23 protein-coding genes are annotated in these 20,558 nt (G+C 69.7%); 3 read left to right on the forward strand and 20 right to left on the reverse strand.

What is annotated here, in order from left to right:
• Positions 1–9 precede the first annotated feature (9 nt).
• From AB0F41_RS14500 to AB0F41_RS14515, 4 genes are all read right to left on the reverse strand, one after another.
• Positions 10–1,188: an FAD-dependent oxidoreductase gene (locus AB0F41_RS14500; protein WP_357423756.1), complete on the reverse strand. Its 1,179-nt coding sequence runs from the start codon at positions 1,186–1,188 to the stop codon at positions 10–12.
• A 471-nt stretch (positions 1,189–1,659) separates the two neighbouring features.
• Complete coding sequence (locus AB0F41_RS14505; RefSeq protein ID WP_357423758.1) at positions 1,660–3,240, reverse strand: serine/threonine-protein kinase; 1,581 nt, start codon at positions 3,238–3,240, stop codon at positions 1,660–1,662.
• A gap of 92 nt (positions 3,241–3,332) precedes the next feature.
• Complete coding sequence (locus tag AB0F41_RS14510) at positions 3,333–3,581, reverse strand: hypothetical protein (protein WP_357423760.1); 249 nt, start codon at positions 3,579–3,581, stop codon at positions 3,333–3,335.
• A gap of 9 nt (positions 3,582–3,590) precedes the next feature.
• The gene (locus AB0F41_RS14515; RefSeq protein WP_357423762.1) at positions 3,591–4,904 is read right to left on the reverse strand and encodes a S8 family serine peptidase; all 1,314 of its coding nucleotides are present in this window, start codon (positions 4,902–4,904) and stop codon (positions 3,591–3,593) included.
• A 110-nt stretch (positions 4,905–5,014) separates the two neighbouring features.
• Between AB0F41_RS14515 and AB0F41_RS14520 the strand changes: the two genes are divergently transcribed.
• Positions 5,015–5,443 carry a hypothetical protein gene (locus AB0F41_RS14520; RefSeq protein ID WP_357423764.1) on the forward strand — a complete coding sequence of 143 codons (429 nt, stop codon included), beginning with the start codon at positions 5,015–5,017 and terminating at the stop codon, positions 5,441–5,443.
• A gap of 7 nt (positions 5,444–5,450) precedes the next feature.
• Here AB0F41_RS14520 and AB0F41_RS14525 read toward each other — a convergent pair whose 3' ends face one another.
• Genes AB0F41_RS14525 through AB0F41_RS14540 form a run of 4 tightly spaced genes read right to left on the reverse strand, consistent with a single transcriptional unit; the run spans position 5,451 to position 10,109 of the window.
• A complete protein-coding gene (locus tag AB0F41_RS14525; protein WP_357423766.1) occupies positions 5,451–6,752 on the reverse strand; it encodes an AAA domain-containing protein in 1,302 nt (433 codons plus the stop codon).
• Positions 6,749–8,227 (reverse strand): hypothetical protein, encoded by a 1,479-nt coding sequence (locus tag AB0F41_RS14530; protein ID WP_357423768.1) that lies wholly within the window; start codon positions 8,225–8,227, stop codon positions 6,749–6,751. The genes AB0F41_RS14525 and AB0F41_RS14530 overlap by 4 nt, the downstream gene beginning before the upstream one ends.
• Positions 8,224–9,318, reverse strand: coding sequence for a hypothetical protein (locus tag AB0F41_RS14535; protein ID WP_357423770.1), 1,095 nt, complete (start codon positions 9,316–9,318; stop codon positions 8,224–8,226). The genes AB0F41_RS14530 and AB0F41_RS14535 overlap by 4 nt, the downstream gene beginning before the upstream one ends.
• A gap of 8 nt (positions 9,319–9,326) precedes the next feature.
• Positions 9,327–10,109, reverse strand: a complete 783-nt coding sequence (locus tag AB0F41_RS14540; protein WP_357423772.1) for a hypothetical protein — start codon at positions 10,107–10,109, stop codon at positions 9,327–9,329.
• A gap of 127 nt (positions 10,110–10,236) precedes the next feature.
• Between AB0F41_RS14540 and AB0F41_RS14545 the strand changes: the two genes are divergently transcribed.
• Positions 10,237–11,406 (forward strand): acyl-CoA dehydrogenase family protein, encoded by a 1,170-nt coding sequence (locus AB0F41_RS14545; RefSeq protein ID WP_357423774.1) that lies wholly within the window; start codon positions 10,237–10,239, stop codon positions 11,404–11,406.
• Between the two features lie 92 nt (positions 11,407–11,498).
• On the opposite strand, the gene AB0F41_RS14550 is transcribed toward AB0F41_RS14545, so the two are convergent.
• The 3 genes from AB0F41_RS14550 to AB0F41_RS14560 form a co-directional block, all read right to left on the reverse strand.
• Positions 11,499–12,710, reverse strand: coding sequence for a CoA transferase (locus tag AB0F41_RS14550; RefSeq protein WP_357423776.1), 1,212 nt, complete (start codon positions 12,708–12,710; stop codon positions 11,499–11,501).
• Positions 12,711–12,806: 96 nt separating this feature from the next.
• Positions 12,807–13,982, reverse strand: a complete 1,176-nt coding sequence (locus AB0F41_RS14555) for an alpha/beta hydrolase (protein ID WP_357423778.1) — start codon at positions 13,980–13,982, stop codon at positions 12,807–12,809.
• 97 nt (positions 13,983–14,079) lie between these two features.
• The gene (locus AB0F41_RS14560; protein ID WP_357423780.1) at positions 14,080–15,171 is read right to left on the reverse strand and encodes a homogentisate 1,2-dioxygenase; all 1,092 of its coding nucleotides are present in this window, start codon (positions 15,169–15,171) and stop codon (positions 14,080–14,082) included.
• 130 nt (positions 15,172–15,301) lie between these two features.
• On the opposite strand from AB0F41_RS14560, the gene AB0F41_RS14565 reads away from it, so the two are divergent.
• The gene (locus AB0F41_RS14565) at positions 15,302–16,000 is read left to right on the forward strand and encodes a TetR/AcrR family transcriptional regulator (RefSeq protein ID WP_357423782.1); all 699 of its coding nucleotides are present in this window, start codon (positions 15,302–15,304) and stop codon (positions 15,998–16,000) included.
• Positions 16,001–16,022: 22 nt separating this feature from the next.
• Here AB0F41_RS14565 and AB0F41_RS14570 read toward each other — a convergent pair whose 3' ends face one another.
• From AB0F41_RS14570 to AB0F41_RS14610, 9 genes are read right to left on the reverse strand one after another with little or no spacing between them, the layout of a single operon-like run.
• Positions 16,023–16,316, reverse strand: a complete 294-nt coding sequence (locus AB0F41_RS14570; RefSeq protein WP_357423784.1) for a gas vesicle protein K — start codon at positions 16,314–16,316, stop codon at positions 16,023–16,025.
• Positions 16,309–16,530 carry a gas vesicle protein gene (locus tag AB0F41_RS14575; RefSeq protein WP_357423786.1) on the reverse strand — a complete coding sequence of 74 codons (222 nt, stop codon included), beginning with the start codon at positions 16,528–16,530 and terminating at the stop codon, positions 16,309–16,311. The genes AB0F41_RS14570 and AB0F41_RS14575 overlap by 8 nt, the downstream gene beginning before the upstream one ends.
• Positions 16,527–17,291, reverse strand: a complete 765-nt coding sequence (locus tag AB0F41_RS14580; protein ID WP_357423937.1) for a GvpL/GvpF family gas vesicle protein — start codon at positions 17,289–17,291, stop codon at positions 16,527–16,529. The genes AB0F41_RS14575 and AB0F41_RS14580 overlap by 4 nt, the downstream gene beginning before the upstream one ends.
• 16 nt (positions 17,292–17,307) lie before the next feature.
• Positions 17,308–17,697, reverse strand: coding sequence for a gas vesicle protein GvpJ (gene gvpJ, locus AB0F41_RS14585; RefSeq protein ID WP_357423788.1), 390 nt, complete (start codon positions 17,695–17,697; stop codon positions 17,308–17,310).
• Positions 17,694–17,993, reverse strand: coding sequence for a gas vesicle protein GvpO (gvpO, locus tag AB0F41_RS14590; RefSeq protein ID WP_357423790.1), 300 nt, complete (start codon positions 17,991–17,993; stop codon positions 17,694–17,696). Before gvpO ends, gvpJ (AB0F41_RS14585) begins: the two co-directional genes overlap by 4 nt.
• Before the next feature lie 5 nt (positions 17,994–17,998).
• Positions 17,999–18,253: a gas vesicle protein GvpG gene (locus AB0F41_RS14595; protein ID WP_357423792.1), complete on the reverse strand. Its 255-nt coding sequence runs from the start codon at positions 18,251–18,253 to the stop codon at positions 17,999–18,001.
• Positions 18,254–18,256: 3 nt separating this feature from the next.
• Positions 18,257–19,039, reverse strand: a complete 783-nt coding sequence (locus AB0F41_RS14600; RefSeq protein ID WP_357423794.1) for a GvpL/GvpF family gas vesicle protein — start codon at positions 19,037–19,039, stop codon at positions 18,257–18,259.
• Positions 19,039–19,431, reverse strand: coding sequence for a gas vesicle protein GvpJ (gene gvpJ / locus AB0F41_RS14605; RefSeq protein ID WP_357423796.1), 393 nt, complete (start codon positions 19,429–19,431; stop codon positions 19,039–19,041). Before gvpJ (AB0F41_RS14605) ends, AB0F41_RS14600 begins: the two co-directional genes overlap by 1 nt.
• Positions 19,428–20,555, reverse strand: coding sequence for an SRPBCC family protein (locus tag AB0F41_RS14610; protein WP_357423798.1), 1,128 nt, complete (start codon positions 20,553–20,555; stop codon positions 19,428–19,430). Before AB0F41_RS14610 ends, gvpJ (AB0F41_RS14605) begins: the two co-directional genes overlap by 4 nt.
• Positions 20,556–20,558: the final 3 nt, after the last annotated feature.

Genomic DNA, 20,558 nt, shown 5'->3' on the forward strand with positions numbered 1-20,558 from the left:
CCGACAGGGCTAACGGGGCCGGCCGGGGTCGTCCGGCGGCTCCCAGGACAGGACCGGCCCGAGGGCGCGCAGCGCGGCGCCGCCGGGCGCCAGCCGCAATACGGTGTTGCGCAGCGCTACCGCCGGCGCCCAGGGCAGTTGCAGCGCGACCCCCATGCGGCGCGAGAGCCGCCGCAGGGGTTCGACCCGGGCCCGCCGGATGCGGTCGTATTCGGCCAGCGCGGCGGGGATCTCCGGTATCCGGTCGAGCATCGCGGCCAAAGTCGAGGCGTCCTCGATCGCCAGGTTCGCGCCCTGACCGAGGTTGGGGGTCATGGCGTGGGCGGCGTCGCCGAGCAGGGCCACCCGGCTCCGGACGTAGGTGCGCAGCGGTGGCAGCTCGTAGATGTCGTGGTGGAGCACGGCGTCCGGCTCGGCCGCGTCGAGCAGTGCGGGGATGGGGTCGTGCCAGTCGCGGAAACGGGCGCGCAGCGCGGTGAGTTCACCTTCGGAACTCTGTTGTCCGGCAGGTGTATTCGCGGCGGCGAACCAATAGACTCGGCCGTCGTGCATCGGGGCGATACCGAAACGCGCACCGCGGCCGAGGGTCTCACCGCCCGACCGCACCGGTACCGCGGGAGTGACGATGGCGCGCCAGGCGGTGTAGCCCGCGTAGACCGGTTCCGCGGCGTCCGGCCACAGTGCGGCGCGGACCGTGCTGTTGATCCCGTCGGCGCCGAGCACCAGATCGGCATCGGAGCTGCCGTGGTCGTGTTCGACGCGAACTGTCCGCCCCGCCGGTTCCACCGCGCGGACCAGGGTGCCCGGTCGCAGATGTTCGGCTCCCAGCGCGGTCCGCAGGATCCCCGAGAGCGCGGTCCGGTGGATCATCACCAGATCTCCGTAGCGGTGGCGCAGGTCGGCGATATCGATACGCGTCAGCCACCGGCCGCTGGTGTCGCGCATGCCGCCCTCCGTGGCGGACAGGGCCTGCTCGCGGACCGCGGGGCCGACGCCGATAGCATCGAGACCTCGTAAACCGTTGGGCCACAGGCTCAGTCCTGACCCCGCGGGTTCGATCCCGGGCGCTCGTTCCAGAACCTCGACCTGCCATCCACGCTGCCGCAGGGCCAGGGCAGCGGTGAGTCCCGCGACGCCGGCGCCGACGATCACGGCGCGGCGGTCGCTGCCGCGGGGTTCCTGGGTCATCGGTACCTCCGAGGGGTCGGGTGCGGTTGCTCGGGTGGGACGGAACAGTGGCCGAGGCCCCGGCGCTGTGCCCGGCGCGCGGCGCCGTCCCGCACTGATGGGCGTTCCCACCGTCTACCGCTTGCCCCACTGCCCGGGCCGGGTCCGATTATGGACTGCCGCGCACCGCATTGGGCACTCGCGATGGGTATGTGCCTCGCGGTGGTCGGGGTGACGGCATCGCGTTCTCCTGATGGTCCCGATGTTCGAAGGAGACTCGACGGGCCGAAAATGATCAGTCTGTTCATCGGCGCTGCCCGGGTCCGGCGGCGTCGGAGGTCAGGAAGCCGATGGTCTGTGCAACGTCTAGCGGTGTGCCCGCCAGGCCCGGCAGTGTGGTCGCGCCCGCATCACCGCGACTCTGCCGCGCGCTGCTGCGCCGGTGCGTCGCGCGCCGATGGTCCGATCGTTTCGGCCGTCGCAGTGAGCGAATCAGCGCGCCGTCGGCGTCACGACGGTCGCGCTGCCTCCTGCGGTGGTCGCGATGGTGCCGGCGCCCGGGGCCGGTGTCGTGCGGCCGCCCGAGGCGGGCGGGGTGCTGTTCCCCGAGGTGGGTGTCGTGACGTCCACCGTTGTGGGGGTTGCGCCACGTTCCGCCGTGGGCGTGGTGTGCCCTCCGGCCGCGTCGCTCGTCACTCCGGCACTGGCCGAAGTGCCCTTTGCGGACGGTAGCGCGGCCGATGTGGTTGTCGGGGTGGATGTGGTGGTCTCGGTCGGGGTCGCGGTGGCGGTCGTGGTGGCCGGTGGTGGCGGGGAGGTGCTCGTGGCGGGTGGCGGGAGCGGCGGTGGTGCGGGTGGTGTCGTGGCGGGCGGGACGGTTGTCTCGGGTTCGGCCACGGCGCTGCCGGGAACCACGTGCGAAGTGACCGTTGTCGGCGGGGCCGCCGGGGCGCCGGGTGTGGGTGTCACGGTCTCCGGCGCGGGCTGCGTTGGTGGAGCGGGACTTTCGGCGGGAATCGTCACGGTGGGAACAGTGTTGCCGCCCGGCAGCGGTGCGACGCGTTCACCGAGTGGCGCCGGCGGGGCCACGGTGGCGGTGACCGGGGCCCCCGTGGCCGTGACCGGTGCGCCGGTCACGGGTGCGTCGGTGACAGGCGTGGATCCGGTGCGGGTCAATGCCAGCGCCGAACCCCCGGCGACCGCGAAGACCAGCACCGCCGCCGCGACCCCGAGGGTGCGGTGCGGCCGGTGTGGCGGGGCATCCATCCGGTCGAGTGCCCGGCGCGCGGCCGCGGCCAATTCACCGGCCGACCCGTATCGCCCCGCCGGTTTCTTCGCCAATCCCTTGGCGATCACTCCATCGAACGCGGCCGGGATCCCGGTGGCGGAGGGCCGCGGCGGCTTCTCGTTGAGATGCGCCGCGATCTGACGTTGCACGCTCTCACCCGTATAGGGTTTCGCGCCGGTGAGGCATTCGTAGAGCACGCAGGTCAGCGAATACACATCCGAGGGCACCCCGGAGTCGTCGTCGGTGAGGCGTTCCGGAGCCATGTAGGCGAAGGTGCCGATCATCGCGCCGGTGGCGGTGAGTGTGGTGTCGCCGTCGCTGCGGGCGATCCCGAAATCGATCAGATACGCGAAATCGTCTTCGGCGACCAGGATGTTCGACGGCTTCACATCCCGGTGCACCAGGCCCTCGGCGTGCGCCGCGTCCAGGGCGGCCGCGATCTGGCCGATCACCGCGACCGCGGCGGCGGGGTCGAGCCGCTTCCTGTCGGCCAGCAGCCGGGCCAGGTTCGGGCCCTCCACCAGCCGCATCTCCAGGAAGAGCCGGCCGTCGATCTCCCCGAAATCGTGGATCGGGACGATATGCGGTTCGCGCAGCCGCGCGGCGGCGCGCGCTTCCCGCTGGAACCGACTGCGGTACACCTCGTCGTCGACGAACTGCGGGGCGAGCACCTTCACCGCCACCACCCGGTCGGTCTCGGTGTCGTAGGCACGGTGCACTTCGCCCATGGCGCCCGACCCGAGTGGTTCCAGCAGCCGATAGCGACCGAACGGTGTACCTTCCACGAGCTACCGATACCACAAACCGTGACACGTCACAGCACCGCGCGGGGGCGGGACGGGAGCGGGGATACTTCTCGAATCCCCGTGGGTAACGCTTATTTCGACTCCCCGGGTCGGTCCGGCTCCGCCGGGCCGATCGGCGGATCCGCGAAAACGGTGACCGCGGGATCGGCCGCGAGACGCGCCGCCACCCGGGCCTGCACCCGGAGCGCGAAACGACCGGTGTCGGGGTCGAGCTCGATCAGGCCGTAATCGCTGTCGACCTCGTCGTCGGTGAGACCGAGCGCGCGCACGGCGTCGGCGAGAACCGAGCCGGGCGCGAGAACGACGGTCAGCAGCGGCATGCCTTCACGTTACGCGCGTGCGGCGACCTTCTGTAGTTCGGTCAGGAGGGAGCCCGGATCGACGATGCCGTACCCGAAGTCGTAGTCGAACCCCGCGGCCCCACCCTCGGCGGCGGTGCGCTGGAGGAGTTCACGCAACCGGGCCGGCGGGACCTCGGTGGCCGACCATCGGGTGCGGAACGCGGCGACCACCCCGGCCAGGACCGGGCAGGCGGTCGAGGTGCCGGAATCGGGGGCCTGGGGGCCGAACGCGGTGGACCCCAGGAAATGGGAGTAGGCGCAGAGATCCGGTTTGCGGTCGCTGAGCCGCCCCGGGCCCTGCGAGGAATAGCCGACCCGCCCGCCCGCGGTGTCGATGGCGGCCACCGACAGCGCGGCCGGATGCGAATTGGCGCCGGTGATGGGCCGCTCGGGGTAGGCGCAGCGGCCGTCCGGGCAGTCGCGGCCACAGTTTCCGGCGGCGAAGAGGATGTCGGCGCCGGCCGCGTCGAGCGAGCCCACGATGATATTGAAGGGATGGTTGGGGTTGTCGGAGTAGTTGCCCGGATCGCCGACCGGGAAATCCCATTGCGGGGAGAACGATCCCCAGCTGTTGCTGACCACCAGCGCGCGCCGGTCCTCGGGCTGCGCGGTGAGCACGGTGCGCAGGTGGGCGAAGGCGGCGATGGCATCGGAGAGCAGCCCGTCCATCTGGCTGCCCCCGGTACGGGTACTGAGCAGCGCCGGGATATCGAGGAAGGTGGCGCGCGGGGCGGCGATGAGCGCGTCGAAGGCGCACATGGTGCCGTGGTCGACGGGGAACTCGCCCGCCTTGCCCGCCACCCCGGCGGGATTCCAGCTGCGGGCCGCGTCGATCGTGATCGTGGCGCCACTGACCTGATTCACCTGCGCCGCGTTGATCCCGGTGTCCACCACGGCCAGCGCCACACCCGCGCCGGTGAGCCCGGCCTCGGTGAGTGTGTCGCGGCCGAGCCGGGCGGCCACATCGTTCCAGTTCCCGACCGGGCCGTCGTCGGCGCAGGTGAGTACCGGTTCGATCACCGGATCCGCGAAAACGCCGGTGACGCCGGCGGCTCCGGCCAGGGCGGTGCGGGCCGCCCGGTCGTCGTCGGGGATCTCGCCACGGACCAGCAGGGTCCCGGTCTGCTGCTGCGCGGAGTCGCTGACCGGAGTGGCGCCGGGCAGGGCCACCGGCGGAAAGGCCGGGTCGAGCGTGAATCCGGGGAGCGCGCCGGTGATATCGGCGGCGGAGATGGGAGAGGCGGATTCGGTTGCGGCGGAGACTACTTCGGGCGCAGGACGGAGCTCGATCACGACTCGCATGCCCGCCATAGTGCCCGCCGCGCCCGGAGTTGGCAATCGCTGGGCATACCGTCCGGCGGCGGGGCAGACTCGTTATCGTCCGCCGTCGCCGAGGGATCAGGAGTCACACCATGAGAATTCGACGTATCGCCGCCGCCGCGGGCCTTTTCTGCGCGGCCGTGTCCGGACTACCCGCGGTGGCGGGTGCGCAGGAACCCTGGATTCCGGGCAATACCGTCCCGCCCGGGGAATATCTGGTGATCACACCGCCGCAGGGTCCGATTCCCACCACCTTCTCGGGGACCCCGCTGCAGAACTGCCGGGTGTTCGCGGCGGCCGACGCGGCCGGGGTGGAGCTGGTCTGCGGGGCGCATCGTTTCGCCGGGCGGCAGACCCCGCACGGCCCGAACGAGAGCTATCTGACGTTCGGCGCGATCCCGTTGGGTTTGGCTCTCACCCCGCAGGCCACACGGGGCTTCTGGCAGGGACGCGTGACCATCGCGGGCACCTCGGCAGTGGTGTATCCCGCGGGTCTGTGGTTGCGTCCGCTACCGCTGTGACCCGCGGTCACACCGCCGCCGGGACGCGATGGGCCGCGAGCCGGGCGAGTACGGCCTGGTTGGCCTCCCAGCCGTCGGGGAACTTCACCGGCACCCCGAGGTAGACCGGTTCGGCCGAGGGATGCGCGTCCAGTAGTTCGCCGATACCGGCGCGGCCGACGACGATACAGGCGTGCCGGTGCCGGGACGCCAGCACGCACAACCGTCCGGCCTCGAGGTGGAACGCGCCGGCGTCGCGGCGGCCCGACAGCGGATGCAGGATCACGGTGACGTCGTATTCGCGGCCCTGCAGGCGGTTCGCGGTATCGACGGTGACGGTGGCGGCGACCGTACCGGCCAGCGCGTCACGGACCGCTTGGGCCTGATCGCGATGCGCCGTGCCGACCGCGATCCGGTTCGCGTCGATCTCGCGGGTGCCGTGCTCGGAATGCGCCACCCCGCCGCGTTCGAGTAGCCGGCAGGCGAGGTCGGCGATGGCGGCCACCGCCTCGGCATCGGTGCGCAGCGTATGCCGGGCGGGCAGTTCGTAATACGCCCAGCCGTGCGCCGCCGCCTCGTCGAGCACTTCGTCCACCGGACCCCGCAGCCCCCGGGTGGTGAACTCCATACTTCGCTGTTCGGGCCGGGTGCCGGCCGCGAACGGGGCGAACGGATAGAAGGCCGAGGACACCACCTCCGCCGCCGAGGGCGGCAGCCGCCACGACACCGGCAGGGTGTGCACCGGGATGCCCCGGTTGTGGTTGAGCATCACCGCGACCGCGCTCATGGTCGGATCCCAGGACAGGCCCGCCCAGCGATCGGCGTCCACGGTGGCGAACGGGTCGAGCTGGCCGGGATCGCCCACGAACAGCCCGCGTTCGAACCGGTTCGCGATGCGCAGCAACATATCCGAGCGCATCTGATAGGCCTCGTCCACGATCGCGTACGTCCAGCGGCCGTCGTCCAGGGTCGCCCATTTCGCGGCGGTCCCGATCACCAGCGCGCAGCGCTCCAGATCGGCGGCGCGGTTGGCGACGTCGACGTTCTCGCGATCGATGCGGGCGCTGGGCCGGTAGTCGCCCGCGGAGAGGCGACCGATTCGCAGCGCCGGATCGGCGGTGGCGAGCCGGTCGATGAGATCGTCGACCTGTTCGTTGGTCTGCGCGACGATCATGCGCTGTTCGTCGTCGGCGGCAGCCAGCTGGCGCGCGGCCCGCACCACCAGGGTGGATTTACCCGCGCCGGGCGGGGAATCGACCACCAGCGCGCGATGCGCGGGATCGTCGAGATCGGCGAGGATCCGGCCGATGACCTCGTCCGCGGTGCTCATGACCATTCCTCCACGGGTTCGAGGTTCGGTTCCGGCGGGGGCCCGCCGTGGGTCCACGGGGTTTCCTCGCGGGGCGGGAGTTTGGCGGGCGGACCGGCGAAACCGGTGGGGGAGAAGCGGGCGAAACCGATGGCGTCGCCCTCCTCCGGCACGCTGCCCGCGGCGGGGTTCTTGCCCTGACCCATACCGCTCACCAATTCCAGCTGGATCACCCCGTCCTCGACCGCGACGACCTCCACTTTCTGCGCGGGCCGGTCGATGCGGATCAGCGTTTCCCCCACCCGCCCGCGGAACGGGTCGGTCGTCTGCACCCAGAGGTAGGGGCGCGGCACCTCACGGGATTTGGGTTTGGCCCGCCGGTCGGGTTCGCAATCGGCGACCGTGCCCTGGAACGCCTCGCCGACCAGCCGGTACTCGATGAGCACCCGGGGATCGTCGAACGCCCGCTGCGCCTGGAAGGTGTCCAGGGCCTGTTCCTGTTTGAGCAGCCTGCGGGTCGCCGAGACCGCCGAATCCCGGCGGGCCTGCGGGTAGCCCTCCGGGATATCGGAGACGAACCAGGAGAACGCCGACCGGTCGTCGGTCCAGCGCTTCTCCACACTCGCCCCCTCGGGGAGGGCGCGCAGCAGGTCCACCGCCCGCCACATCAACTCCCAGGTCGGTTCCAGCTGCCCGCGGAGCGCCTGTTCGAGCCGTTCCGCCGCGATCACTTTCGCCCATTCGTGTTCGGCGCCGTCGTAGGCGGCGATCAGCGGCGCCAGTTCCTCGTTGTCGAAACCGGGATCGGTGGCCGGGCCCGCGGGCGGCGACGCCAGCGGATCCTCGGCGAGCGCGGCGGCCTGCGGGCCGGTCAGCCCGGCGGGCGGGTCGATCCAGCCGAGCAGGGCGGCCAGGTTGCCGTCCTCGAGCGCGGATTGACCGGAGGCCCAATGGGTGGTGAGTACCGAGGTCATCGCCAGGCAGGCACTGGACCCCGGAAAATCGGAGCGGTCGCCGAACCAGGTGAGCCAGCGGCCCAGCAGCGGTAGCGATTCGACGACGGCGTTATCGCCCTCGGTGCGATGGAAACGCACCGAACGGCCCAGCAGGCGCAGGAATTCGATTCCCCCGGGGTTCGGCAGCAGTAATTGTGGCGCGTCGAGGTAGCGCAGATAGGTTTCGCCGGTCGATTTCACCGTGAGTTCCTCGGCGTCTTCGCAGAAGGCCGAGATATAGGGGAGTACCCGGTCGGCGAGCTGTTCGATGAATCGCAGGCGCAGCACCCGGTCGCGCGGCTGGGCCACGATCAGCACCGTCGAATCGTGGCGGCCCGTCCCGAACATCACCGCCAGCGGTGCGGCCGCTTCACCGGCCAGCCGCAGCGGGACCAGCACCAGCGGGCGCGCGGAGAGGTGGTAGTGCCGCCGGTCGGCGATCGGTTCGGCGCGGCCGGTACGGGCCGCGGTGGCCTTCGCGAGCGCGCCGAGCACGCTCATCGGGCGACCTCCAGGCGCAGCGCGTGCGCCCGCCGCAGCGTTTCGGCGATATCGGCGTGCTCGGGACCCGGGGTCAGCGCGCCCTCGGCCAATCCCAGCACGGTGTCGAGGTTGTCGATACCGCCGAGATCGTCGCAGACACCGCGACCCAGGGTGTCCACCGAACCGTTGTCCCGGGCCTCGGACCGGCAGGAGAAGGCCAGTTCGCAGCTGGACATGCATTCCGGCGCGTACCGGGGCGGGATCGCGGCGACGGTGTCGCGTAGCCCTTCACCCGGGGTGAACGAGGCGCCCGGGGGCACGAGATCGAGCAGGGTGTCGACAGAGGTGAGCCGCGACAGCTGGCGTCCGATCACCGCGAGCTGTTTGCGCAGGTCCAGCATGGCCGCGACCGGGCGGTTGGTGAAATCCCGGGCCGCCACCAGGATCGCCTGGTAGGCAACATCGTCGGGAGAGCGCCCGAGTTCGCGCAGCAGTTCCCGCATCGCCAGCACATACACCGCCGACTGCCGGGCCGCCGAGGCGACCTGCGCCGGATCGGCCCGGCCGTCGACCACGGCGAAGGATTTGATCTCGACCACGTAGAACTTCCCGCCGATCTGCAGCGCCACGACATCGGGTTCGAGATAAGCGGGGGCGCCGGCGATCTCCAGGCGCAACATGGGATGGTCGAAGAGAGTGCCCTGGCCGGAGGCGAGTGCCTGGCCCAGAAGCTGTTTGGTGCGCTGGTAGCGAATCGAATTCGTCGCGTTGTCGCCGACGGTCGCCAGATCGTGGTACCCCACCTCCGGAATGGTGAGTTCCAATTCCTCCCGCAGCAGGCGTAGCAGTTCCGCGCATCCGTGCGCTTTCACCATGGCCTCGAAGGCGTTACCCCGGGTGATCGCGAAAGGCGACTGCCCGAATTGCGCCGGGAATCCGAGTTCCCGGGCCACCTCCGTTTTGTCCACGGCGGCGGCATCCAGTAACGCCCGGCGGGCGCACCCCGGATTGGCGGTGAGCGCCGCGATGGTGCGGGCATTGTGGCGGCTGGTGGCCGCCGCCCCACGCAACTCGTCCAAGCGGGCGGTCAGCGATTTCTCGGCCGGCATCATTTCTTTCAGGCCCCGTTCCGTCGCCGCTCGGCCACCGCGAGCCGAACGCCGAACAATTGCGCCGCGGGATCCGCCAATTGCCGCCGTGCCCGCTCCGCGGCGTCGGCCCGCTGCTGTGTGTCGTCGTCTCTGTGTACCTCTAGTTCGCGTGCCGCGGCCGCCAGCACCACATCCGGGTCGATATTCTTCCCGTCCGTCGCCCCGGGAATCGACACCGCCAGCTGCCACAGCACCCGCTGCGCGGCCGGGGTGCACCCGTGATCGGCCGTGTACCGCGAGAGCCGGATCGCCGCCGTGAGCAGATCCGCCCGCGGACTCAACGGTCCGACCATACGCTGCGCCAACGGCCAGGTACTCACCGCCAGCAGGCCCCGGGCGGGCGCCAGCAGGTCGGTGGTCATGGCCGCGCACAGGTAGTACGGCCGCGCGAACGGGGCGGCCCGGAAGGAGCGTTCCTCGTCGCGGCGCAGGCTGGTGAGCCGGGCCGCGACAAGATCGCCGGAGAAGAAGGCCTCGTGCACGGCGAGGACCAATTTGGGGGCGGCGGGCACCGACAGGAGGGTGAGTGCCCGGTGCACATGTTCGCGCACCGGGACCGCGGCCGAGGGCTGCCGGGGTGGCTCGGGATTCTCGGCGCCGCCGAGCACCGCGGTATCCCATTCCGCTTCGGCGGCACGGAGTTCGGCGCGCAGCCGGCGGGCCGCGGTCCGGTCTCCGGATCCGGCGGCGCGGCGCACTTGGGCGCGCAGCTCGGCTATGCGCTGTTCCAGCGCCTCGGCGGTGGGCATGGGGGAGAATCTAAACGGCGATTCCAGGGAAGTCCAGTAAATGCCAGTATTTGCCGCGGTGTGTCGGAAAAGTCGGCAATTTCCGAACCCGGCGCTCCATACTTTTGGGTATGGTACGGTCCCGGATATGACTGCGGCAGAGTCGGATAACGCGGCGGTGATCACCCAGAATTTCGTCGACGAACTCGCCGCACGGGCGCGCGAGGCCGAGGAATTGCGCCGGTTGCCCGACGCCACCCTCGATGCCGCGGCCGCTTCCGGATTCTTCGAACTGCTGGCGCCGAAACGGTTCGGCGGGCGCGAGGCGAAGTTCCCCGCGATCCTCGACCCCATTCGCCGGATGGCCCACGGCTGCGTCTCGAGTGCCTGGACGCTCGGCTTCTACTCCCTGCACAACTGGCTGCTCGCCCTCTTTCCCGAACAGGCCCAGATCGAGGCGTCCGCCGCCCGGCCCTTCCTCTGCCCCGCCCCGCTGGCCCCGACCGGCCGCGGCACCCCGGTCGAGGGTGGGGTGCGGCTGTCCGGGCGGTGGTCGTGGGCGACCGGTGTGATGGGCGGGAACTGGATCATGGTGGGCGCGGTGTGCGGTCCGGCCGACGGGCTGTATCCGGCGCTGGCGCTGCTCCCCGCCTCCGAGATCACCATCGACGATGTCTGGCATACCGAGGGGATGCGGGCCACCGGGTCGAACGATGTCGTGATCACCGATGCGCCGGTGGCCGATCACCGGCTGGTGCGCTCCGCCGATATCAACAGCGGATCGGCTCCCGGATCCGCCCTGCACGATGCCACCACCTACCGCTGGCCACTGGTTCCCGCGCTGGCCCTGGCCGCCTCGATGCCGGCCCTCGGCGCCGCCGAACGGGCCACCGCGCTCTACGCCGACCGCCTCGAGGGGCGGATCCTCTACGAGGGCGGCGCCTCGCAGCAGGACAAACCGATCGCCCGGGCGCACCTCGGTCAGGCCCGGGTCCGGTTGCGGGCGCTGCGGGGCCTGCTCGACGATACGGTGGCCGAGATCGAGGGCCTGCTCGACGCCGGTGTCCCGGTCGCGGTGGGGGTGCGCGCCGACGCCCGCCTCGCCGCCGCCCATATCGTGCGCGAATCCCGGTCGATCATCGCCGACCTGGTGCACGCCAGCGGGGGCAGCGTGCATTTCACCGACCATCCGATGCAGCGCCTGAAACGCGATATCGACGTGCTGAGCGGACACGTGATCTTCGACTACGACACCACCCGTGAACTGGCAGGCTCCACCGCGCTCGGCCTGAAGACCCCCCGGACCGCACTGCTCTGATCTGCTCGGATGTGACCCGGCCGATCCGCCGACTGCGGTGATTGGTGCCGTTCCCAACCCGGACTACCAGCGCAACTTGTCTGGACGAGGCACTAGATGATCCCTTCCTCCCGGAGGGATTCGAGTTGTTCGGCTGCTTTGCCGAGCAACCCGCCGTAGACCTCGTCGTTGTGCTGCCCCGGCCGCACCGACCCTGCGTTGCGGATGGTGCCCGGTGTCGCCGACAGGACCGGGACCACACCCGGCCCCTTCACATTGCGCTCGATCCGCTCGTCGTAGTGGTCGGCGATCATGCCGCGGGCGAGGAACTGTGGATCCTCGACCACCTGCGCCACGGTGTTGATCGGTCCGCTGATCACTCCGGCCTCGCTCAGGGTGGAGATGATGTCGGCCGGTTGCCGTTTCGCGGCCCAGGCGCCGATGATCTCGTCGAGTTCGTCCTGGTTGCGGCCGCGGGCGGTGTGGTTGGCGAAGCGTTCGTCGGTGGCCAGTTCCGGGCGGTCCATGGCCCCGCACAGCCGCCGGAACACCGTGTCCTGGTTGGCCGCGATCACCACCCAGCTGCCGTCGGCGGTTTTGTAGATATTGGAGGGCGCGATTCCTTCCAGGCGCGTGCCCGACGGGCCGCGGACCACACCGCCGATGTCGTAGTCGGGGATGGTGGATTCCTGCACCGCGAGGCAGGCCTCGGTGAGTGCGGCGTCGACGATCTGGCCTTCGCCGGTGACCGTGCGCCGGTACAGCGCGGCGAGTGCGCCCTGTGCGGCGAACATCCCGGCGAGGCTGTCGCCGAGGGAGAGTGCTAGGCGCGGGGGCGGGCCGCCGGGGAATCCGTTCATATGCCGCAGGCCGCTGGCCGCCTCGGCGACCGACGCGTACCCGGCCTTCCGCGCTTCCGGGCCGGTCTGGCCGTATCCCGAGACCCGCACCAGGATGATGCCGCGATTGCGTTCGCGCAGTTTGTCGTAGCCGAGACCCCAGCGTTCGAGGGTGCCGGGCCGCAGATTCTCGACGATGATGTCGGATCGTTCGGCGAGATCGAGGAAGAGGTCCCGGCCGGCGTCCTCCCGCAGGTTGAGGGTGACGGCTTTCTTGTTGCGGGCGTGGACGGTCCAGAAGAAATGGTGTCCGTCGAGTTCGGCCTGGCCCCAGGTGCGCAGCGGGTCCGGGGCGTCGGGCGGTTCGAGTTTGATGACCTCGGCACCCATATCGCCGAGCAGGCGTCCGGCGAAGGGGCCGGAGATCAGGGTGCCGATCTCCAGTACCCGGATACCGTCCAGAGCGCCGGTTGTCGCGGAGTCCATCGCGGCATTATCTCCCTGGTCGCCGGGGGCGGTGTGGAGGGGTGGGCGGAGTCGCCGGAGTGTCACCGGGCGTGGGTCCGGGGGCAGGGTGGCCGCTCACTCGGCCGGGCCGAAACCGCGGGCGCGCAGCCAGCCGTCAACGACGCCGATCGCCTTCGCGAGCGGTTCCCGCTGGTCGGGGCCCAGATAGTAGTGGTTGGCGCCGGGGATCTCGTGCAGTTCCTTATCCGCGCAACCGAGTGCCGCGTGGATTCGGTGGGCGTGCGAGGGGGTGCAGACGTTGTCGGCGGCGTTGTAGAGCACCAGGGTCGGCACCTGGATATCCGGCCCGCACGCCACCGCGTCGCCGCGGGCGTCGTCGAGACTCCACTGTGAGAGCCAGCTGCGCAGCGTGGTGAACCGGGCCAGCCCGAAGGCGCCAGTGTTCACCTCCTGGGGTTCGCCCAGATACGACTCGCCGGGCGTGCGGTCGTTGGGGTCGAGGGTGGGGTCGAGCACGGTCGGATCGGCCATGGTGCCGTGGACGACGAAACAGTATTCGTCCTGGGGACGGTCGGAGGCCTGGATCGTGGCGAGTTTCTCTTTGACCCAGGCGGTGATACGCCGGTTCCGGTCCTGTTGCGCCTGCCGGAACCGGGCGACGAACTCGGGGCTGTAGGGCGGTTGATTCGGGTTGTCCGGGTTGTAGAGGTCCAGTTCCGGATCGCGCCGGGTGGGATCGGATTCGTCGAGGATCGACGGGTCGATACATTCGGTGAGTGTGTGGTGACGGCTGATGTGCGCGGCCATCAGCAGGATGCCGTCGACCGGCGTCAGCCCGAGTTCGGTGAGGTCGGGGCCGTCGCCGGACGGGGCGGCTGTCACGGTCGGATGCCCGGCCTGCTGCTGGTAGTACACCGATAGCGAGCCGCCGCCACTCCACCCGGCCAGCACCACCTTGCGGTAGCCGAGCCGTTGTTTGGCGTCGCGGACGCATTCGCCGAGATCCTGCACCACCTTCTCCATCAGCAGGGCCGCGTCGGCGCCCCGGTAACGGCTGTTGCAGACGATGATGTGGTGGCCCGCCTTCGCGAGCGCGGTCACGATCGGCAGGTAGGTCCCGCTGGAGACCGGGTGCATCAGTACCAGCAGGGTGTCCGATTCGACGCCCTCCGGTTTCACCAGGATCGAATCCAGGGTGACCACTTCGGTGAGACCCCCGTAGGCATCCCGGGTCCCGGAGGTGTTCGCGTACGCGATGACATACGGGACGCGTTCGACATGATGCGACATCGATTGCCTGCCTTCGTTCTTCGGTGCGAGATGTGTGGTGGCGCATCGGATCGCGACGCCGGCCGGGCGGGATCCGGTGGTGGTGCGCCGGATGGTGTCAGTGGGCGCCGAGGTTGTTGGCCATGACCTCGGGGGAGGGGACCAGCCTGCGCCGGGTATCCACGGCGATCGTGGTCCATCCGATGGTGGTGAACTCCTCGCGTTTGCGTCGTGCCCGTTCCCGCATCCGTTCCGGGGCCCCGTGGTGAACCCCCTGCGGCGCATGCGAGATGAGTCCCGGAGGCATCGGCACCCCGTACATATCGCCGCCGTGGAAGAAGGCGATCTCGTCGTAGTCGGCGTTGCGGTGGTACCAGGGGATCGTTTCGGTGCCCGGCGCGGATTCGGCGCGCTTCGGCAGGAAGTTCATGATGTAGACGCCCGTGGCCTGCATGAACATATGCACGGTGGCGGGCAGGTGCACGGTATCGGAGAGGACCACGTTGTAGTCGGCGATATTGAAGGTGAAGGGGAAGTTGTCGCCCTGCCAGCCGACCACGTCGAGCGGGTGGTGCGGGTAGAACAGGGAGGTCGGCCCGCCCTCGTGCATCAGCCGCACCTCGTATTCGTCGCGACCGTCGCCCTCGAGCGCCTGCGGTTCGGGGATGACGACGCGGGCGGGGTCGAACGGGAAGTGCCGCCCCAGCGGACCGGCCGGCGGCACCCGGAACTCCTCGGTGGCCTCCACCATCAGCAAGGTGGTTTCGCTGTCCGGAATCTGCCGGAACGTGCAGGCTTTCGGGAGGTAGATCCAGTCGCCCTCGCGGTAACGCAGTGGGCCGAATTCGGTTTCCAGCAGCCCGGACCCCTTGTGCACGAACGACAGCAGGTCCCCGTCGATGTAGCGGACGAGGAACGGCATCTCCTGCGTGCGGCGGCTCAGCAGGATCCGGCAGTCCGCGTTGGAGAACAACAGCAGCGGGGCGCCCGCGGGATCGGTGGAATCGGTGGGTTTCAGCGCGTCGGCCAGCACATCGATCGGTGCCAGCGGACCTTCGGCGCGATAGCTCACCGGATCATTGCGGCGGTACAGCTGGGCGGTGCGACCGGTGAATCCGCCGCGCCCGAGTTCATCGTCCTTGAGACCGTCGAGATCGGCGTGCAGCCGGTTCGGTGTGGTGCCTTTCCGCAGGTGCACAAAGGATTCCATAGCAGCATCCCGTCCTGGTCGGGCGCGGAGCGGTCGGCGGCGGCGAGGCGCCGCGATCCGCTACACCGCGTAGCGAAGTGATGGCAGTCACCCTCGCAGGGAAATTGATCAGTGTCAATATAATGACGTGATGGACACTTCCGTCGCGCCCGAGCCGCGCGGCCGCCGCACAACCCGTGGGCGCCCGCCCGCCGGGGATTCGCCGGCCTCCGCGGATGAGATCCTGGGTGCGGCGCTGCGCGTTTTCGCCCGCGACGGTTTCGCGGGCGCCTCGGTCGCCGCGGTGAACCGTGAACTGGGGGTGAGCCACAATCTGATCCATCAGCGCTTCGGATCCAAGGAGGCGCTCTGGTACTCGGTGGTGGACTGGATCTTCGACAATGCGTTCACCCTGCTGAAGATCCGGCCCGAGAAAACCGATCTACCGCCGCTGGAGGAGTTCCGGGCGGGCATCATCCGCTTCCTTGAACTACAGGCCGAATACCCGGACGTGGTGCGGTTGATCAGTATGGAAGCGGCCATCGAGGGCCCCCGCCTCACCTACCTCTACGACCGGCATATCGAGCCGATGCTGATCCTGCTGGCCGAACCGTTGAAACCGCTGATCCAGAACAAGGTCCTGAGCCGGGCGGATCTGCGCTCGCTGCATTTCCTCATCGCGCACGGTGCGACCGCCCCCTTCTCCATGCTGCCCATGGCGCAGCGGATGGCCCCGGCCGACCCACGCGGCGCGGCGGCGGTCCGGCGGCATGCCCGGCTGGTGGCGGATACCATCGTCGCCGGTATCGAAGTCCGTGCGGCCGGTCGGGTCCCGGGCGCCGAGGGCTGAGCAGAGGGTCGCGCGACACCTCTCAATCCCGGGGCAGGAGGGTGCCCAGCGGCCCGAGGTCGATATTGAGATCCTCGGGGGTGAGCCCGAAGTGCTCGCGCAATTCGTCCATCCGCTCCTCGAGCAGCATCAGCGTGGTACCGATCTGCTCGATCTTGTCCTCGCTCAGATCACCCTGGTCCACGCGCCGCAGGGCCTGCCGTTCCATGAGCTGGCGCAGCAGTTCCACCAGGGTGAGGACCAGTGTCACCAGACCCCGCTCGACGGATTCCGGATCGGCGTCGATCCGCGGCCGGAGTTTGTCGGATTCAGTCATCGGCGGTGGTCTCCAGCGCGGGCCGCGGCACCGCGTCGACCGCGCCGCCGGAGAGGGCGGAGATGGAGGAGATCAACGCCCGCAACGAGATCTGGACCAGATCGACATCGGCGATGGAGAGCCTGATATCGCCGGAGACGACCACGCCACCGGCCAGCACCCGGTCCAGCAGATCGACGAGCGCGACCCGGCGCTCGGTGTCGGGGCGGGTCATGAGGTGTCCCGCTCCACCCCCGCGAAGGAGTAGGGCGGCCACGGGCCGGTGAGTTCGAGCCGGATACCGGTCAGTGCCGTGCCGAGTTCACGCACGGTGTCGGCGAACTCGTCGGTACGGGTGTCGTCGACCAGGTAGGTGCCGTTGAGCACCATCCAGTCCCGGGTGCCGCTCAGCACCGGATCCGTGAGCGGCTGGCAGCGGCCGGCGGCGGACCCGCGAACCAGGCGGCGGTGGATGTCCTCGGCCCGGGCCGCCGCGTCGCGTTCCACCGTCTCCTGGGCGGAGAGCTGGGCGCGGCGCCGCCGCAGATAGGCCGTACCCCGCCCGGTGCCGGTGCCGGGCGAATCGGACTCCGCCACCGCGGCGGTGCGGGCGGCGCGGTCGCAGTAGGCTTTGACACCCCATTCCGTCCGGCCTCGTACCAGCGCCAGCGCCGATTCGAAATCGTCGCGCCGTTCGTGGAGCAGATCCCGGACCCGGTCGTCGTCGAGGAAAACGGTGGCCAGGCGTAGTGGTACGACCGCGCCCTGCCGCAGGAGCACGGAGACGACCGCGTCGTGTGTGCGGGCGACCGCTTCCAGCCAGTCCAGATCTTCGAGATTGCGGCGCAGCGGCGCGTCCCCGAACACCTCGAGCGGCACCGACCCGACCACGGCCGCGAGCCTGCCCGCGGTCACGGTGCGCGGTGGTTCGCCTGCCACCCCGGCAACCTCGTCCAGCGTCGCCGGGATCTCGTCGCCGCCGACCACCGCGTACAACCAGACCCCGGTGTCGTCATCCACCGTCCTGTTCCTCCTCGAGTTCGCGGTTGCGTTCGAGGGACGGCCGGCGGCCGGCTTCCAGTTCGGCGATGCGGTCGCGGAGTTCCCGGTTCTCGAGTTCGAGGTCGTGGTCGGCCTGCTGCACGCGGCGCGCGTTGCTGTTGAGCCAGGGATCGGTCTCCCACCAGTCGATCCCGACCGCCTTCGCCGTTTCCAGCGAGGCGACGACCAGCCGCAGCTTGATGGTCAGCAGTTCGATATCGAGCAGGTTGACCTGGATATCTCCCGCGATCACCAGCCCCTTGTCGAGAACTCGTTCGAGGATGTCGCCGAGGTTGCTCGACTGATGCCCGCCGCCGTACGGCTGCGGCGCGTAGCCTCCTCCGCCCCCGACGACCGTCATCGCTGCCCCCTTCCGCCGATATCGGCGCTGCCGCGGGCGTAGCGCCGGGTCCGGTGGTAGGCCAGCAGATTCCCGTCCTCGTCGATCTCCACCTCGTACAGCGCCAGCATGTCCGACGACGAGGGGATGCGACGGTCCTCCAGCACTTCGATCTCCACCAGCCAGCCGTCCTCCGTCGGTTCCGTCGAGGTGGCGCCGAGAATCTGTTTCGGGGTCAGTTCGCCGAGTTGCGCGATCGCGGCCGAACCCGCCTGCGCGGCGCTCAGTACCGGCGGTTCCGATTCGACGTCGTTCACGAGAATCACTCCTCCGGGGCGTCGGTGGGGTCGCCCGGTGGCCGGATCATCCGGTCGAGCAGCTCCTGCTGTGCGCGCCTGTGCTCTTCTTCGGACAGCTCTCCCGCCGCCGCGGCCCGGTCGATCTCGCCGAGTTCCCGCCGGATGCTCGCGGGGTCGTGGAGCTCCTGGTCGACCTGGTCCTGGATCACCTCGCCCAGCCAGATCACGCCGCGCACGGGTGCCAGCGGCAACGAGAACAGCGATGACAGCAAGCCCATCGGTCAGCCCTCCGGTTCGCGTTTCATGACGAAGTCGTAGGCCGCCATCGGGCCCAGGAGCTCCACCTCGACGCGGCCGTCCCATTGCGCGATCAGCTCGGACAGGGCCTGTTCCAATTCGGCCTGCCGGGACAGTTCGACGAGGACCGCGAGGTGGACGGCGTCCAGGTCGTTCGTCGGTGGGCGTGCACTGACGACGAACCGCAGCGATTCGAGCGCGTCGGCGACCCGCCGGGTGTCGGCGGCCCGCTTGGCCTCGAGCGCGTGGTAGATGTGCTCTCCCAACGCCATCCGGGCATCGCGGGCGGCATCGGGTCCGTTGGCGCGGATCTGCTCGCGCAGCCGGTCGGCCTCGGGGTTCTCGGCGAGGACCTCCGGCAGGATCGTCTGCTCCGAATAGCGCCCTTTCACGACGAACTGCGCGCGGCCCTCCAATTGTTCGAGTGCCGAGCGGAACTCGTCGAGGTTGGCTCCGAGTAGCTCTTCGGCCACCGATTCCGCGCCCCGCATGACGGCACCGAACCGCAGCGGGAGTACCGGCGCGACGGCCGCCGAACCGTCCAGCAGTTCGGCGTGCGCGGTGAGATCCTCGGGTGTGCCGAGTGGGCGGTCGGGGATATCGCTGACGAGTGCGGCGATTTCGCCGTGCCGCACCACCGCGATCTCGCCCGGTGGGTCGCCGACGCCGGTGGCGTGCTCTTGCGGCTCCACGTCCGCGGGCACGATGCCGTACACATAGAGCCCGCCGGAGGTGCGGGTGGTGCTGTCGTCGCGGGCGGTGGACATCAGTCCGATCGCTTTCCGGATGGCCGGTGCTTCTCCTCCATCTCGTCGAAGAAGCCCATCACCTTCTCACCCGCGGCGTCCAGCGCGCCTTTGGTCTTGTGCTGCGCCCCGCTCTCGGTGATATCCCCGACCAGGCCGGGCAGGCCGGTCGGTTCACTGCTGGAGATCTCGAGCCTGTTGACGGCCTCGGCGAACCGCAGATAGGTGTCGACGCTGGCCACCACGACGCGGGCGTCGATGGTCAGCAGTTCGATCCCGACCAGTGACACCCGCACGAAGGCGTCGATGACCAGCCCTTTGTCCAGAATCGTGTCCACGACATCGGCGAGGCTCGACGAGTTGGGGCGAGCCATCGTGCTCGCGCCACCTCCGCCGACCGGTTCGACGGTCATCGCGGGCCTCCTCGTGCGGGTGCCGATCGGGATCCGGTCGAGGTGCGTCGCCGCGGGGCCGGCCGGCGCCGCGGCCTGGGCTCGTCGGCCCGGGGTTCGCCGGATGCCTCGTCCTCGTCCGGGTCGTTCTCGGCCTCGGCCGCGTCTCCGGTGCCTTCGGCTTCCGTGTCCTCGCTGTCCCCGTCCTCCTCGTCCTCGCCCTCCTCGTCGGCTTCCTCGTATTCGTCGTCGGCTTCGGGGGTCTCGCCGTCTTCCTCGTCGCGGCGTGCCGTCTCGTCGTCCACGACGACCTCGTTGTCCCGGATCTCGCCGTGCCAGCCCACGATGTCGTCCGCGTGCAGGAGGCCCTCGGTCATCAGATGCCGCTGGAAATGTTTCAGTTCCAGCCGGACCCGGCGGCCCGTCGCCCGCCAGAGGTTCGCGGTTTTCTCGAAGAACCCGCCGGGGTTGTATTCGAGCACCACGATGACGCGGGTGAGGTCCGGAGTCAGTTCGTGGAAGGTCACCGCGCCGTCGATGAAGCCCTTTTCGCCCTTGGACCGCCACACGATCCGTTCGAACGGCACCTGCTCGACAATGGTGGACTGCCAGCTGCGTTTGGACCAGAACACCTTGCCGGACCAATCGAGTTTCTCGTCGGAAACCTGGTCGACGGTTTCGACCTTTTTCATGAATTTCGGGAAGTCGGCGAATTGGGTCCACTGGTCGTAGACGAGGTCGATCGGAACACCCACATCGAGCTGTTCGACAATATTGGTCAGCTTGAGCTTCTTACCGCCGCCACCCTTACCTTTCCCGCCGGTCAACGCCTCTTTGGCGCCCTGGAACTTCTCCTTGATGTTGTGTCCGATCTTGCTCGCCCCGGCGCTCATGACCGCCGCGAACGGCGACTTTCCCTCCGCCATCTTCTCGACGCCGGTCACTGCCGACTTCAGCGTCCCGCCGCCGCCTTCGGCGACCTGGTTGAGGCGTTCGGCCGTGCCGGACACTTTGTCGGAGACCCCGGAAACAGCGCGCCCGGCCAGCGTCGCGCCCAGCGCCTGCAGCGACTGCCGCAGCTGGTCGGTGGGAGTGGCACTCGCGCCGGCCTTGTTCAGGACATCTTTGCCGGTTTTCGTGGCCATGGC

The organism is Nocardia sp. NPDC024068 (genome assembly GCF_040638875.1).
GTDB lineage: Bacteria > Actinomycetota > Actinomycetes > Mycobacteriales > Mycobacteriaceae > Nocardia.

What these genes read in the sequence shown, in the direction of transcription:
- AB0F41_RS14545 (WP_357423774.1), top strand. Translation starts at nt 10,237, where the DNA reads ATGACTGCGGCAGAGTCGGATAACGCGGCGGTGATCACCCAGAATTTC.
- AB0F41_RS14530 (WP_357423768.1), bottom strand. Translation starts at nt 8,227, where the DNA reads ATGAGCGTGCTCGGCGCGCTCGCGAAGGCCACCGCGGCCCGTACCGGC.
- gvpJ (WP_357423788.1), bottom strand. Translation starts at nt 17,697, where the DNA reads ATGACGGTCGTCGGGGGCGGAGGAGGCTACGCGCCGCAGCCGTACGGC.
- gvpJ (WP_357423796.1), bottom strand. Translation starts at nt 19,431, where the DNA reads ATGACCGTCGAACCGGTCGGCGGAGGTGGCGCGAGCACGATGGCTCGC.
- AB0F41_RS14560 (WP_357423780.1), bottom strand. Translation starts at nt 15,171, where the DNA reads ATGGAATCCTTTGTGCACCTGCGGAAAGGCACCACACCGAACCGGCTG.
- AB0F41_RS14525 (WP_357423766.1), bottom strand. Translation starts at nt 6,752, where the DNA reads ATGAGCACCGCGGACGAGGTCATCGGCCGGATCCTCGCCGATCTCGAC.
- AB0F41_RS14600 (WP_357423794.1), bottom strand. Translation starts at nt 19,039, where the DNA reads ATGTCCACCGCCCGCGACGACAGCACCACCCGCACCTCCGGCGGGCTC.
- AB0F41_RS14610 (WP_357423798.1), bottom strand. Translation starts at nt 20,555, where the DNA reads ATGGCCACGAAAACCGGCAAAGATGTCCTGAACAAGGCCGGCGCGAGT.
- AB0F41_RS14510 (WP_357423760.1), bottom strand. Translation starts at nt 3,581, where the DNA reads ATGCCGCTGCTGACCGTCGTTCTCGCGCCCGGCTCGGTTCTCGCCGAC.
- AB0F41_RS14535 (WP_357423770.1), bottom strand. Translation starts at nt 9,318, where the DNA reads ATGCCGGCCGAGAAATCGCTGACCGCCCGCTTGGACGAGTTGCGTGGG.
- AB0F41_RS14500 (WP_357423756.1), bottom strand. Translation starts at nt 1,188, where the DNA reads ATGACCCAGGAACCCCGCGGCAGCGACCGCCGCGCCGTGATCGTCGGC.
- AB0F41_RS14595 (WP_357423792.1), bottom strand. Translation starts at nt 18,253, where the DNA reads ATGGGCTTGCTGTCATCGCTGTTCTCGTTGCCGCTGGCACCCGTGCGC.
- AB0F41_RS14555 (WP_357423778.1), bottom strand. Translation starts at nt 13,982, where the DNA reads ATGTCGCATCATGTCGAACGCGTCCCGTATGTCATCGCGTACGCGAAC.
- AB0F41_RS14515 (WP_357423762.1), bottom strand. Translation starts at nt 4,904, where the DNA reads ATGCGAGTCGTGATCGAGCTCCGTCCTGCGCCCGAAGTAGTCTCCGCC.
- AB0F41_RS14520 (WP_357423764.1), top strand. Translation starts at nt 5,015, where the DNA reads ATGAGAATTCGACGTATCGCCGCCGCCGCGGGCCTTTTCTGCGCGGCC.
- AB0F41_RS14575 (WP_357423786.1), bottom strand. Translation starts at nt 16,530, where the DNA reads ATGACCCGCCCCGACACCGAGCGCCGGGTCGCGCTCGTCGATCTGCTG.
- AB0F41_RS14540 (WP_357423772.1), bottom strand. Translation starts at nt 10,109, where the DNA reads ATGCCCACCGCCGAGGCGCTGGAACAGCGCATAGCCGAGCTGCGCGCC.
- AB0F41_RS14570 (WP_357423784.1), bottom strand. Translation starts at nt 16,316, where the DNA reads ATGACTGAATCCGACAAACTCCGGCCGCGGATCGACGCCGATCCGGAA.
- AB0F41_RS14550 (WP_357423776.1), bottom strand. Translation starts at nt 12,710, where the DNA reads ATGGACTCCGCGACAACCGGCGCTCTGGACGGTATCCGGGTACTGGAG.
- AB0F41_RS14565 (WP_357423782.1), top strand. Translation starts at nt 15,302, where the DNA reads ATGGACACTTCCGTCGCGCCCGAGCCGCGCGGCCGCCGCACAACCCGT.